Origin of the sequence: Bradyrhizobium guangxiense, assembly GCF_004114915.1 — a bacterium.
GTDB classification, from domain to species: Bacteria; Pseudomonadota; Alphaproteobacteria; order Rhizobiales; family Xanthobacteraceae; genus Bradyrhizobium; species Bradyrhizobium guangxiense.
Map to the genome: position 1 here is coordinate 3,183,217 of NZ_CP022219.1, position 12,990 is coordinate 3,196,206.

Annotated in this window: 10 protein-coding genes; 4 read left to right on the forward strand and 6 right to left on the reverse strand. The window is 64.2% G+C overall.

Going from position 1 to position 12,990, the window contains the following annotated elements:
* The first annotated feature begins 219 nt into the window (after window positions 1-219).
* The 4 genes from X268_RS15005 to X268_RS15020 all read left to right on the forward strand — a co-directional run bounded on the left by X268_RS15005 (window position 220) and on the right by X268_RS15020 (window position 6,194).
* On the forward strand, window positions 220-1,098 hold the full coding sequence (locus tag X268_RS15005; protein WP_128929271.1) for a ferritin-like domain-containing protein: 879 nt from the start codon (window positions 220-222) through the stop codon (window positions 1,096-1,098).
* A 485-nt stretch (window positions 1,099-1,583) separates the two neighbouring features.
* Window positions 1,584-2,615: a TRAP transporter substrate-binding protein gene (locus tag X268_RS15010; protein ID WP_128925670.1), complete on the forward strand. Its 1,032-nt coding sequence runs from the start codon at window positions 1,584-1,586 to the stop codon at window positions 2,613-2,615.
* A 15-nt stretch (window positions 2,616-2,630) separates the two neighbouring features.
* Window positions 2,631-4,520: a TRAP transporter large permease gene (locus X268_RS15015; RefSeq protein ID WP_128925671.1), complete on the forward strand. Its 1,890-nt coding sequence runs from the start codon at window positions 2,631-2,633 to the stop codon at window positions 4,518-4,520.
* Window positions 4,521-4,544: 24 nt separating this feature from the next.
* Window positions 4,545-6,194: an acyl-CoA synthetase gene (locus X268_RS15020; protein WP_164937743.1), complete on the forward strand. Its 1,650-nt coding sequence runs from the start codon at window positions 4,545-4,547 to the stop codon at window positions 6,192-6,194.
* Window positions 6,195-6,257: 63 nt separating this feature from the next.
* Here X268_RS15020 and X268_RS15025 read toward each other — a convergent pair whose 3' ends face one another.
* From X268_RS15025 to metG, 6 genes are all read right to left on the reverse strand, one after another.
* On the reverse strand, window positions 6,258-7,235 hold the full coding sequence (locus X268_RS15025; RefSeq protein ID WP_128925673.1) for a TRAP transporter substrate-binding protein: 978 nt from the start codon (window positions 7,233-7,235) through the stop codon (window positions 6,258-6,260).
* A gap of 32 nt (window positions 7,236-7,267) precedes the next feature.
* Window positions 7,268-8,581, reverse strand: coding sequence for a TRAP transporter large permease (locus X268_RS15030; protein ID WP_128925674.1), 1,314 nt, complete (start codon window positions 8,579-8,581; stop codon window positions 7,268-7,270).
* 2 nt (window positions 8,582-8,583) lie between these two features.
* The gene (locus X268_RS15035; protein ID WP_245477906.1) at window positions 8,584-9,132 is read right to left on the reverse strand and encodes a TRAP transporter small permease; all 549 of its coding nucleotides are present in this window, start codon (window positions 9,130-9,132) and stop codon (window positions 8,584-8,586) included.
* Window positions 9,133-9,343: 211 nt separating this feature from the next.
* Entirely contained in the window at window positions 9,344-10,141 is a 798-nt protein-coding gene (locus X268_RS15040) for an MBL fold metallo-hydrolase (protein WP_128925676.1), read from the reverse strand.
* A gap of 13 nt (window positions 10,142-10,154) precedes the next feature.
* The gene (locus X268_RS15045) at window positions 10,155-10,931 is read right to left on the reverse strand and encodes a TatD family hydrolase (RefSeq protein ID WP_128925677.1); all 777 of its coding nucleotides are present in this window, start codon (window positions 10,929-10,931) and stop codon (window positions 10,155-10,157) included.
* A 13-nt stretch (window positions 10,932-10,944) separates the two neighbouring features.
* Window positions 10,945-12,930 carry a methionine--tRNA ligase gene (gene metG, locus X268_RS15050; RefSeq protein WP_128925678.1) on the reverse strand — a complete coding sequence of 662 codons (1,986 nt, stop codon included), beginning with the start codon at window positions 12,928-12,930 and terminating at the stop codon, window positions 10,945-10,947.
* Between the last annotated feature and the right edge of the window lie 60 nt (window positions 12,931-12,990).

Below are 12,990 nucleotides of genomic sequence, written 5' to 3' on the forward strand. Positions count from 1 at the left end.
GCCTCGCGAAGGTGGTATCTTCATGCGGTCGCTTCGACATGTCGATTCAAATGCGATCTGCGCGACCAACCGGGTCACGCTTGCCTTGATAATCTTCGTCGATGATTTGTCGCCGCTGACGTGCAAAGCTCATCGTGTGCGACTAAGTCTGTCAACCCCGTTGGTGAAACTTGTGGTCGCGCGGAACCGGATCAGAAATCTGCATGTGGAGTCCTTGGTATGCCATTCCTACGCACGTCATTGCTCAGTGCTGAGCCCGCGGGTGTATTGGAGTCGCTCGACGAGCTCTTTGCGCTAGCGCATGCAATGGAGCAGGAAGCGGCCAGCAAGTACGATTCTCTTGCCGAAGAGATGCGCGGGCAGGGCAAGGACGAACTCGCCGAGGTGTTCACGAAACTCGCGGCAGCCGAACGCGAGCACGTCGACAGCGTCACGCGATGGTCGCAATCGCGCCGAGGCATCCGCCCGGATCCCGCCATGGTGCGCTGGGAGGCGCCGGAAGCACTTCCTCCGGACGCGGCCGCCGAGGTGAAGACATCTCGTCTGATGACGCCGTACCGCGCGCTCGCGATGGCGGTCCGCAACGAGGAGCGCGCCTTCGCCTTCTGGTCCTATCTGGCGGCTTACTCGCATGATCCCGAAGTCAAGAAGGCGTCCGAGGCGATGGCCAAGGAGGAACTCGGCCATGTCGCCACACTGCGGAAGGAGAGGCGCCGCGCTTATCATCATGAGCACGAGCGGGACCACGCCGAGGAATCGTCCTCGTCACGGCTGTCGCAAATCGACGCACAACGGCTCGAGATGCGCCTGGTCGCGCAACTGGGCGATCTCGAACAACGCCTGAGCGGACCAGCCGCCGACCGGACCCGGGACCTGCGCCAGCAGGCCCTCGAGATGGCCGACGCTGCCGCAGGCCTCGGGAGCTTTCCGGCGGCCATGGAACGCAAGGAGCCGCTGCAGATCGCCGAGGCCCTCGTCGACGGCTATCTCGACGGCGCCGAGCGGTCGAACGATGCCACCCGCCTCGAACGCCTGCAGCACCTGGCGGAGCAAGCGATCTCGCGACTCGCCTGGCTGCGATCGCTGTCGGCGGCCTGACACGCTTGGCGCAACCTTCAGAGCCGCGAAGCTCACATATCGCATGGCGGATCGGCCGGGCGTCACCGCAGGTCGTGGGCAGCAGAGCAGGCGCAAGGCGGGCGAGAGCGGCTCAGGTCTGGCGAGATCTGTTCGACAGGCCGCGCGCGGTCGCAGCCTAATCCACAATTCGCATAAGGTATATTATGGAATATCTTTATCTATAATTAGATCAGATATTTAGATGGAATTGCTGCCATCCCACCTTCGCAAAACGCAGAGTCTGCGTCGACGCCGCGAGCGTCCTCGCGGCTCCTGCCAGCTACAGTGCATGGGGTTGTTTTTCAGATTTTGACTCCGGCCGATGTGTCCGAAAGCCGATATTGCCGTGACCTTATCTGGCTGCAATAAGCGAGGCCTCGCGAGATCGCAGATGACCTTCTGACCTGACGTCCGTATAGGTTTGCGTCTCAGAACAACAACAAACCTTCCGAGGAAGCAGACCCATGGTCTTTTCGACGCGCTTTTCCCGACGCACGCTTCTCAAGGCCTCCGCCGCGACCGCGGTCCTGGGAGGCCTCGGCGCGCCCCATGTGGCCCGCGCCCAGAGCGCCGAGTTCACCTACAAATATGCCAACAACCTGCCCGACTCCCATCCGCTGAACGTGCGCGCCAAGGAGATGGCGGCGGCGATCAAGGGCGAGACAGGCGGCAAGTTCGACCTCCAGATCTTCCCGAACAACCAGCTCGGTTCCGATACCGACATGCTGAGCCAGATCCGGTCCGGCGGCGTCGAGTTCTTCACGCTGTCTGGCCTGATTCTGTCGACCCTGGTGCCGGCGGCGTCCATCAACGGCATCGGCTTCGCATTCCCGGACTACGACACGGTCTGGAAGGCCATGGACGGCGACCTCGGCGGCTATGTCCGCGGCGAGATCAAGAAGGCCGGCCTCGAGGTCATGGACAAGATCTGGGACAACGGCTTCCGCCAGACCACGTCGTCGACCAAGCCGATCACCGGTCCGGACGACCTCAAGGGCTTCAAGATCCGCGTGCCGGTGTCGCCGCTGTGGACCTCGATGTTCAAGGCGTTCGACGCCGCGCCCGCCTCGATCAATTTCAGCGAGGTGTATTCGGCGCTGCAGACCAAGATCGTTGAGGGCCAGGAGAACCCGCTGGCGATCATCTCGACCGCCAAGCTCTACGAGGTGCAGAAATACTGCTCGCTGACCAACCACATGTGGGACGGCTTCTGGTTCCTGGCCAACCGGCGCGCCTGGGAAAAGCTGCCGCAGGACGTGCGCACGGTCGTTGCCAAGCACATCAACGCCGCCGCGGTCAACGAGCGCGCCGATACCGCCAAGCTCAATGCCAGCCTGCAACAGGAGCTCGCGACCAAGGGCCTGACCTTCAACCAGCCCGCCGTGACGCCGTTCCGCGACAAGCTGCGCACCGCCGGCTTCTATGCCGAATGGAAGGGCAAGTACGGCGATCAGGCCTGGGACCTGCTGGAAAAGGCCGTCGGCAAGCTGTCGTAATCAGGTGGGGCCGTCATGGCTCATGCCGAGATCGAGGTGATCGAAGTGGTGGGCGAGGGGACCATTCAGTCCCCTCGCCGACCTTCGTTGCTGACTTCGCTCGAGCGCGTGCTCGGTCTCGTCGTCGAGATTCCGGCGGCGATCCTGGTCGTCGCCGAGATCGTGATCCTGTTTGCCGGCGTGGTCGCGCGCTACGGTCTGCACCGGCCGCTGATCTGGTCGGACGAGCTTGCCTCGATCCTGTTCCTATGGCTCGCCATGCTGGGCGCGGCGGTCGCGTTCCGCCGCTCCGAGCACATGCGCATGACCGCGGTCGTCGCCAGCGCACGGCCGGCGATGCGGGCCTATCTCGATCTGGTCGCGACCTGCGCTGCCCTGGGGTTTCTGATCCTGATCGTGTGGCCAGCCTGCGACTACGCCTATGAGGAAAGCTACATCACGACGCCGGCGCTGCAGATCTCGAACATGTGGCGCGCCGCCGCGCTGCCGGCCGGCATCGGCCTGATGGCGGCCTTCGCCTTGCTGCGGCTGCTGCGCGCGGCCGATTGGCGGATGGTCGCGGCCGCAGTCCTCAGCGTTGCCGTCGTGATCGGGCTGTTCTGGCTCGCAGGGCCGTCGCTGCGGCCGCTCGGCAACCTCAACCTCGTCATCTTCTTTGTCGGTGTTGCCGGCTTCTGCGTGTTTGCCGGCGTTCCCATTGCGTTCGGTTTTGGCCTTGCGATCTTCGGCTATCTCGCGCTGACCACGCGCACGCCCGTGATGGTGCTGGTCGGGCGGATGGACGAGGGCATGAGCCATCTCATCCTGCTCTCGGTGCCGCTGTTCGTGTTCCTGGGGTTGCTGATCGAGATGACCGGCATGGCGCGGGCCATGGTGGCGTTCCTGGCCAGCCTGCTCGGCCATGTCCGCGGCGGCCTGCACTACGTGCTGGTCGGCGCCATGTACCTGGTTTCCGGCATTTCAGGCGCCAAGGCCGCGGACATGGCGGCCGTTGCGCCCGTGCTGTTTCCCGAGATGAAACAGCGCGGCGCCAAGCCCGGCGATCTCGTCGCGCTGCTTGCGGCCACCGGCGCCCAGACCGAGACCATTCCGCCGAGCCTCGTGCTGATCACGATCGGCTCGGGGACGGGCGTCTCCATTGCCGCCCTGTTCACCGGCGGCCTCTTGCCGGGCGTCGTGCTCGCGATCACGCTCTGCATGCTGGTGTGGTGGCGCTACCGCCACGAGGACATGAGCCACGTCCGTCGCGCCACGGTATCCGAGATCGGCAAGACCTTCGTCATCGCCCTGCCCGCGCTCGCATTGCCCTTCGTGATCCGCTACGCCGTGGTCGAAGGCATCGCGACCGCGACCGAGGTCTCCACCATCGGCATCGTCTATGGCGCGCTGGTCGGCCTCCTCGTCTATCGCCGCTTCGACTGGCGGCGGCTGTTTCCGATGTTGGTCGAGACGGCGGCGCTGTCGGGCGCGATCCTTCTCATCATCGGCACGGCGACCGGCATGGCCTGGGGCCTGACCCAGTCCGGCTTCTCGCGCTCGCTGGCCGCGGCCATGACCGGATTGCCGGGGGGCGCGGCAACCTTCATCGCCGTCTCGATCCTGGCCTTCACCATCCTCGGCAGCGTGCTGGAGGGCATCCCGGCGATCGTGCTGTTCGGACCACTGCTGTTTCCGATCGCCCGGGTCGTCGGCGTGCACGAGGTGCACTACGCCATGGTGATCATTCTCGCCATGGGTATCGGGCTATTCGCGCCGCCCTTCGGCGTCGGCTATTATGCCGCCTGCGCCATCGGACGCGTCGATCCTGCCGAGGGCATTCGGCCGATCTGGGGCTATCTGCTGGCGCTGCTGGTGGGACTGATCGTCGTCGCGATCTTCCCCTGGATTTCGATCGGATTCCTTTGAGGTTTGGTTTAGGGAGGGTTGTCGATGAGTGAGCGGCAGAACCAGTACAATATCGGCCTCGACAGGACGCGCGCGAACTACGTGCCGCTGAGCCCGCTGAGCTTCCTCGCGCGCAGTGCCGCCGTTTATCCCGATCATGTCAGCACGGTCTATGAGGGGCGCAGCTTTACCTGGGCGCAGACCTTCGAGCGCTGCAAGCGCTTTGCGTCCTGGCTCGCGCGCAATGGCATCGGCGTCGGCGACACCGTCGCAGCGATGCTGCCGAACATCCCGGCGATGAACGAGGCGCATTTCGCCGTGCCCATGACCGGCGCCGTGCTCAACGCTCTGAACATCCGCCTCGATGCGCCGTCGATCGCATTTCAGCTCGACCATGGCGGCGCGAAGATCATCCTGGTCGACCCCGAGTTCTCCAGCGTGATCACCGATGCACTGGCGCAGATGACGGGCCCCAAGCCGCTCGTGGTCGACGTCGACGACGCATCGTTCAAGGGCGGCACGCGCATCGGCGAGATCGAATATGAGGCAGCCGTTGCGCAAGGCGATCCCGGGTTTGCGGCGGTCACACCGAGCGATGAATGGAACGCGATCGCGCTGAGCTACACCTCGGGCACGACGGGCAATCCCAAGGGCGTCGTCACCCATCATCGCGGCGCCTATCTGAACGCCGTCAGCAACATCCTCGCCGGCAATCTCGGCCAGCATCCGGTCTATCTCTGGACGTTGCCGATGTTCCATTGCAACGGCTGGTGCTTTCCCTGGACCATGGCAGCCGCGGCCGGCATCAATGTCTGCTTGCGCAAGGTCGAGCCGACCAAGATCTTCGAACTGATCAGGAGCCACGGCGTCACCCATATGTGCGGTGCGCCGATCGTCTACAACACGCTGATCAACGCGCCGGATGCGCCCAAGGGGAATGTCGCGCGCCGCGTCGTCGGCCTGATCGCCGGCGCTGCACCGCCGGTTGCGGTGCTGGAAGGGGCCGAGAGCATCGGCATCAAGCTGACCCATGTCTACGGCCTGACCGAGGTCTACGGCCCCGCCTCCGTCTGTGCCGAGCAACCCGGCTGGGACGAGCTTGCCGCGCCCGAGCGCGCGCGCATGAAGCGCCGGCAGGGCGTGCCCTACCCGCTCCAGGAGAGCGTCACCGTCATCAATCCGCAGACCATGCAGGAGGTGCCGCGCGACGGCGAGACCATCGGCGAGGTCATGTTCCGCGGCAACATCGTGATGAAGGGCTACCTGAAGAACGAGAAGGCGACCAAGGAAGCCTTCGAGGGCGGCTGGTTCCACACCGGCGATCTCGGCGTGCTCGACGAGCACGGCTACGTCATCATCAAGGACCGCTCCAAGGACATCATCATTTCCGGCGGCGAGAACATCTCGTCGGTCGAGGTCGAGGACATCCTCTACAAGCACCCGGCTGTGCTGTTCGCCGCCGTGGTCGCAAAGCCCGATCCGAAATGGGGCGAAGTGCCTTGCGCCTTCGTCGAGCTGAAGGACGGCGCAAGCGCCAGCGAAGCCGACATCATCGCGTTCTGCCGCTCGCATATGAGCGGCTTCAAGACGCCGAAGTCGATCGTGTTCGGGCCGATCCCGAAGACCTCCACAGGCAAGATCCAGAAATTCCTGCTGCGCAACGAGATCGGATCGGCGACGGCGATCTCGAGCTGAGCCGACGGCACAATGCCGTCCGCCCCCACACCAGAAGGCGGCGGGCGGAGGGCCTCGTGGTCCTCACATCTTCTTGTAGGCGTCGACGACGGCCTGGCCGTCCGCCCCTGCCTTCTTCAGCCAGTCAGCCGTGAGCTGTTCGCCGATCTTCTGGAAGCCGGCCTTCAACGCCGGGCTGGGCGGCTCGACGTTCATGCCTTTCGCCTTGAGCTGATCAAGGTACCAGCTGCTCTTATCCTGCCAGGCCTTCCAGCCGCGGGTTTCCGCCGTCGCGGCCGCCTTGAGGATGGCCTCCTGGGTCGGCTTGTCGAGCGCGTCGAACGCGGCCTTGTTGACGAAGGTGTAATCCTTGGGAATCCAGGCCTGCACGTCATAGAAGTACTTGAGCGACTCCCAGGCCTTTGCGTCGTAACCCGTGCCGCCTGACGACATGAAGGAGTTCACCACGCCGGTCGCGAGCGCCTGCGGCAGCTCAGCAGCCTGGATCGTGACCGACTGCGCGCCGACCAGCTCGCCGATACGCGCGGTGCCGACGTTATAGGCCCGCCATTTCAGGCCCTTCATGTCCTCGATCGTGGCGAGCGGCTTGTTGACATAGACGCCCTGCGGCGCCCACGGCACGACGAACAGCAGCCTGAGACCCTGCGCATCGAGCTTCTTGGCGATCGCGGGCTTGGAGGCCTGATACAGCTTCATCGCGTCCGGGAAGCTGGTGGCGAGGAACGGCACGACATCGACGCCGAACAGCGGATCCTCGTTCTCGTGGATCGAGAGCAGCACTTCGCCCATCTGCGCCTGCCCGGTCACCACCGCGCGCTTGATGTCGGGCGCCTTGAACAGCGAAGCGCCGGGATGAACCGTGATTTGGAGTTTTCCGGATGTGGCGGCTTCGACGTCCTTGGCGAAAGCGACCAGGTTTTCGGAGTGCGGATTGTCGGCCGGATACGCGGCCGGCAGATTCCATTTGGTTTGCGCCAAAGCGGGCGTCGCAGCCGCCACCATTCCGGCGGCCAGGAATGCGCGACATAAACGTGACATCATCGGGCTTCTCCTCACGGTCAATTTGAATACGCTCAGTCTGGGAAGGCGAGCTTGGGCAGGAACATGACGATCTGCGGATACTCCGTGATGATGAACACGGAGGCGAGCAGCAGGACGAAGAACGGAAACGCCGCCCGCGCGACGGTGAACGTATCGCGCCCGCTCATGTTCTGAAGCACGAAGAGATTGAAGCCGACCGGCGGCGTGATCTGCGCCATCTCGACGTGGATGATGAGGTAGACGCCGAACCAGACCAGATCGAGACCGGCCTGCTTCACCATCGGCAGCACGATGACTGCGGTCAGCACGATCATCGAGATGCCGTCGATCAGGCAGCCCAGAATGATGTACATGATGCTGAGATACAGCGCGAGCATGCCCGGCGTGAGCTGCTGTCCCTGCACCCAGGTCGCGAGCGCGGCCGGAATGCCCGTATAGGCCATCGCGGCCGTGGTGTAGGCCGCGCCTGCCAGGATCAGCATGATCATGCAGGTCAGGCGCGTCGCGCTCATGATGCTCTCGAGGAAGTTCTTCCGCGTCAGCGTGCCGCTCCACCAGGCCAGCAGCAGCGCGCCCGTGACGCCCCATGCCGCGCATTCCGTCGCTGTCGCGAAGCCGAGGACCAGCGAGAGGAACACCGCCAGGATCAGCAGCAGGCACGGCACGAGCTTGGCGGACTCGCGCAGCTTCTGCCGGAATGGCATCGGCGGATCGCGCGGCGGGATCTTGTCCGGATTGAGCAGCGACCAGATGATGATGTAGCCGGAGTAAAGCACCATCACGAGCGCACCCGGCAGGAAGCCACCGAGGAACACCTGGAGCACGGAGACGTTCGCCGTCACCGCGTAGACCACCATCGGAATCGACGGCGGGATCAAGAGGCCGAGGGTGCCGGAGCCCGCGAGCGAGCCGAGGCTCAGGCCCTTGTCGTAGCCGCGCTTGTCGAGCTCAGGCAGCGCGATCTTGCCGATGGTCGCGCATGTCGCCGCCGAGGAGCCCGACACCGCCGCGAAGATGCCGCAGCCGATCACATTGACATGGGTCAGGCGCCCGGGCAGCCACTGCACCCAGGGCGACAAGCCGCGGAACATCTCTTCCGACAATTTGGTGCGGAAAAGAATCTCGCCCATCCAGATGAACAGCGGCAACGCAGCTAGTGTCCAGGACGAGCTCGCACTCCAGGTGGTGGTCGCGAGCACCGTGCCAAGTGGCAGGCTGGTGGTCAGCGCCATCGCCACGAAGCCGACGAGCCCGAGCGACACGGCAATCCAGACCCCACTGCCGAGCAGCAGGATCATGACGCCGAGCAGGATGAACGACAGCTCGATCATGCCGAGATTGGCCATGGTCAACCTCCGCCGCCCTGCGAGATCCGTTCAACGAACTCTTCCGGCGTCTCGTCCGGCGAGCCCTTCTCGTAGCTCGGCCGGTTGCCGTTGACGACATTGACCATTTCGTCGAGCAAGGCGATCGACAGGATCACCAGGCCGCCGGCAAAGCCGAGCTGAGGAATCCAGAGCGGAAGCGCGACAACGCCCTGCGCCACGTCGTTGAAGCGCCAAGAGTCATAGGTCATCTGCACGGCATGCCGGGTGAAGTAGAGAATGAAGACCGCCGCAATGCCGAGGGCGAGGATCTCGGCGACTTGCTTGGTGCGCCCGTGCAGCTTCTCCAGCAGCAGGCCGACGCGGATCATCTCGCCGCGCTTGAAGGTGTGCGCAAGACCGAGGAAAGCCATCGCGGCCATGCACCAGGACGCGAAATCGTCGCCGGCGGGAATATTGATCGCAAACTGGCGGCCGACCGACATGATCATCATGATTGCAAAGATCGCAACCAGGAAGATGCCGGCGGCATAGCCTGCCCCGAGATAAAGGAGATCCAGCGCACGGCGCACCGGTCCCCCAGCCGTTACGTCATCCCCTGCCACGCAATCCCCATCTTCATACGAGGCGTTTCGATTGACCCGGCGATCACATGTCGCGCGTCGCCGACCCAGCCTCAATATCGCCCTTGCCCGACGCCTGTCTTTCAGACGTTAGATCAACATGATGCGACCCACGCAAGCAAGGAGTATGCCTGCCCGCGGCGGATTTTCTACCGCAGGTTCAGCGGGTCTCCAGCCGCAGCCCGTCAAAAGCGGGCACGACGCCCTCGGGAAGCGATTGCCGGATGACCTCGTAATCGACGTCGGCCGTCATGTTGGTGATGACCGCGCGCTTCGGCTTGAACCTCTCGATCCAGGACAGCGCGTCGTTGATGCTGAAATGGCTGACATGGCTGGGGTAGCGCAAGCCGTCGACGATCCAGAGGTCCAGGTTTTCCAGCGCGCCCCAGCTCTCGCGCGGGATGTCGTTGAGGTCGGGCGTGTAGGCCGCATCCCCGATGCGATAGCCGAGCGCGGGAATGTTGCCGTGCTGCACCAGAAAGGCGGTCAGGGTCACCGCGCCGCCCTTCCCCAGGATGGTCTGGCTTTCGCCCGCTTCGATCGAATGCCGCGTCAGGATCGGCGGGGAGTCGCTGCCCTCCGGCGAGATGAAGCAATAGGAGAACCGTGACAGGATGTCCTTGGCGGTCGACTGGTTGAAGTAGGTCGGGATCCGGCGGCGCATGTGCATCACGATCGAACGTAGATCGTCCATGCCGTGGGTCTGGTCGGCATGTTCATGCGTCAAGAACACCGCGTCGATGTGATCGACATTGGTCGAGAGCAATTGCTCGCGCAGGTCCGGCGAGGTGTCGATCACGATGCGCGTGGTGCCGTGCTCGGAGGTCCGCTCGACCAGCAGCGAGCAGCGGCGACGGCGGTTCTTGGGATTGTTGGGATCGCAGGCGCCCCAGCCGAGCGCCGGGCGCGGCACGCCGGCGGAGGAGCCGCAGCCCAGGATCGTCAGAGTCAGCGTCATGCGGTCCCCGGTTTCAAGCTTTCACTTTCGAGAACAGGCGGAAGAAATTCTCGCTGGTCTGGCGCGAGATCTCGTCAAGCGACACACCGCGCGTCTCCGCCAGCACCTTTGCGACCTCGACCACATAAGCCGGCTCGTTGCGTTTGCCCCGGAACTTGCCGGGTGCAAGATAGGGCGAGTCGGTTTCGACCAGGATGCGGTCGGAGGGCAGTTCGGCTGCGAGCGCGCGCAAGGTCTCCGATTTCTTGAAGGTCAGGATTCCCGTGAAACCGATATAGAGCCCGAGCGACACCGCCTTCAGCGCCAGCTCGCGCCCGCCGGTGTAACAATGCAGCACGGCGCGAAACGATCCCTTTGCGGCCTCGTCTTCCAGGATGCGAGCGCAATCCTCGTCGGCTTCGCGGGTGTGGATCACCAGCGGCAGGCCGGTCGTGCGTGCAGCGGCGATGTGGGCACGGAAGCCCCTCGCCTGCGCCTCCGGCGAGCCGTTGTCGTAGAAATAGTCGAGCCCGGCCTCGCCGAGCGCCACGACCTTGGGATGCTCCGTCAACGCCACGAGCTCGTCGGGCGCGATGCCGTCCTCCTCATCCGCGTTGTGCGGATGGGTCCCGACCGAGCAATAGACGTCGTCATAGCGTTCGGCGATCGCGAGCAGGCCCTTTAGCCGCCGCACCCGCGTCGAGATCGTGACCAAGCGCCCGACGCCGGCCGCGCGCGCCCGTGACACGATCCCGTCGAGATCGTCGGCAAAGTCCGGAAAATCCAGATGGCAGTGGCTGTCGACCAGCATCGCACGAACGCCTTCAGGCCGCCGGCTCGATGTAGCGCGGGAACGCCGGGGTCGGCGCCGGCAGCGTCGAACCGGGCGCGATGCGCTTGGCGCCGCCGAGCATGGCGAAGCTGCGCTCGGCTTCGGGGATACCGAGACTGTCGAGCAGCTTGCTGGAAGCGGTCGGCATCGCCGGCTGAGCCAGGATCGCGATCTGGCGCACGACTTCGGCGGTGACGTAGAGCACCGTCTTCTGCCTGGCAGGATCGGTCTTGGCGAGCGCCCACGGCGCCTCGGCCGCGAAATAGCGATTGGCTTCGGCGACCACGGCCCAGACCGCGTTGAGCCATTGATGGATCTGCTGCGTCGCCATAGCCTCGCGCGAGGCCGCGACCATGCCGTCGGCCATCGCCAGGATCGCCTTGTCGTTGTCGCTGAATTCGCCGGGCTCGGGCAGCACGCCGCCCAGTTGCTTGGCGATCATCGACAGTGAACGCTGCGCCAGATTGCCGAGATCGTTGGCGAGGTCGGCATTGATGCGCGCGACGATGGCCTCGTGGTTGTAATTGCCGTCCTGGCCGAACGGCACCTCGCGCAGGAAGAAATAGCGCATCTGGTCGACGCCGTATTGGTCTGCAAGGTTGAAGGGATCGACGACGTTGCCGACCGACTTCGACATCTTCTCGCCCCTGTTGAACAGGAAGCCGTGGGCATAGACCCGCTTCGGCAGCGGAATGCCGGCCGACAGCAGGAACGCCGGCCAATACACGGCGTGGAAACGGATGATGTCCTTGCCGATGATGTGCACGTCGGCCGGCCAATAGCGCCAGTTCTTGTCGCTTTCGTCGGGGAAGCCGACACCGGTGATGTAGTTGGTCAGCGCGTCGACCCAGACGTACATCACGTGCTCTTCGTCGCCGGGCACCTTCACGCCCCAATCGAACGTGGTGCGTGAGATCGAGAGATCGCGCAGGCCGCCCTTGACGAAGCTGACGACCTCGTTCTTGCGGGAATCCGGCCCGATGAAATCGGGGTGATCCGCATAGAGCTTGAGCAGCTTGTCCTGGTATGCCGACAGGCGGAAGAAATAGCTCTTTTCCTCGACCCATTCGACCGGCGTGCCCTGCGGCCCGAGCCGGACGCCGTCATCATTCAAGCGGGTCTCGTCCTCGGCGTAATACGCCTCGTCGCGCACGGAATACCAGCCGGCATAGGTGTCGGCATAGATATCGCCGTTCGCTTCCATGCGCCGCCAGATTTCCTGGCTGGAGCGGTGATGCTGCTCCTCGGTGGTGCGGATGAAGCGATCGAACGACACGTTCAGGCGCTCGTCCATTTGCTTGAAGCGGCCGGCATTGCGGGCTGCCAGGGCTGCGGCGGTCATGCCTTCACCGGCCGCCGTCTGAACCATCTTTTGACCGTGCTCGTCGGTGCCGGTCAGGAAGAACACGTCCTTGCCGTCGAGCCGCGCAAAACGCGCCAGCACGTCGGTCGCGATCGCCTCATAGGCATGGCCGATATGCGGGCTGCCGTTGGGATAGGCGATCGCGGTCGTGATGTAGAAGACGTTGTCGCGCGCGGGAGCGGCAATCTGCGCTGCGGCTTGCGGAGCTGCGGCAGGCTTCGGCGCCGGCGGCGTCTTCGGCTTGGCAGCCTTCGGCGGCGCGACGACGGCAGCCGGCGCAGCGATCACAGCAGGCACAGCGACCTTGGCCTTCTTGGCTACTTTCTCCGCCGGAGCCTTCGCTGTTGTCTTGGCTGTCTTCGCGGCTGGCCTTTTGGCCGCCTTCTTCGCTGCCTTCTTGGCAACGACCTGCTTCTTCGCAGCCTTCGTGCCGGCTTTCTTTGCCGTCTTCGCGGCGCTTTTCTTCGCGCTCTTCTTGCCGGCTGCCTTCTTGGCCTTCGCGACCTTCTTGGCAGCTTTGGGCGCAAGCGCCTTCACGGCCTTCTTCGCGGCTTTCTTGACGGCCTTCTTCGTAGCCTTCTTGCCCTTGGCGCTTTTCTTAGCTCGCGTTGCCACGACGAATTCCTTTACCGGCTTCTCGAAACCTGGAAACGAACCTGAGTTCGATTATTGATT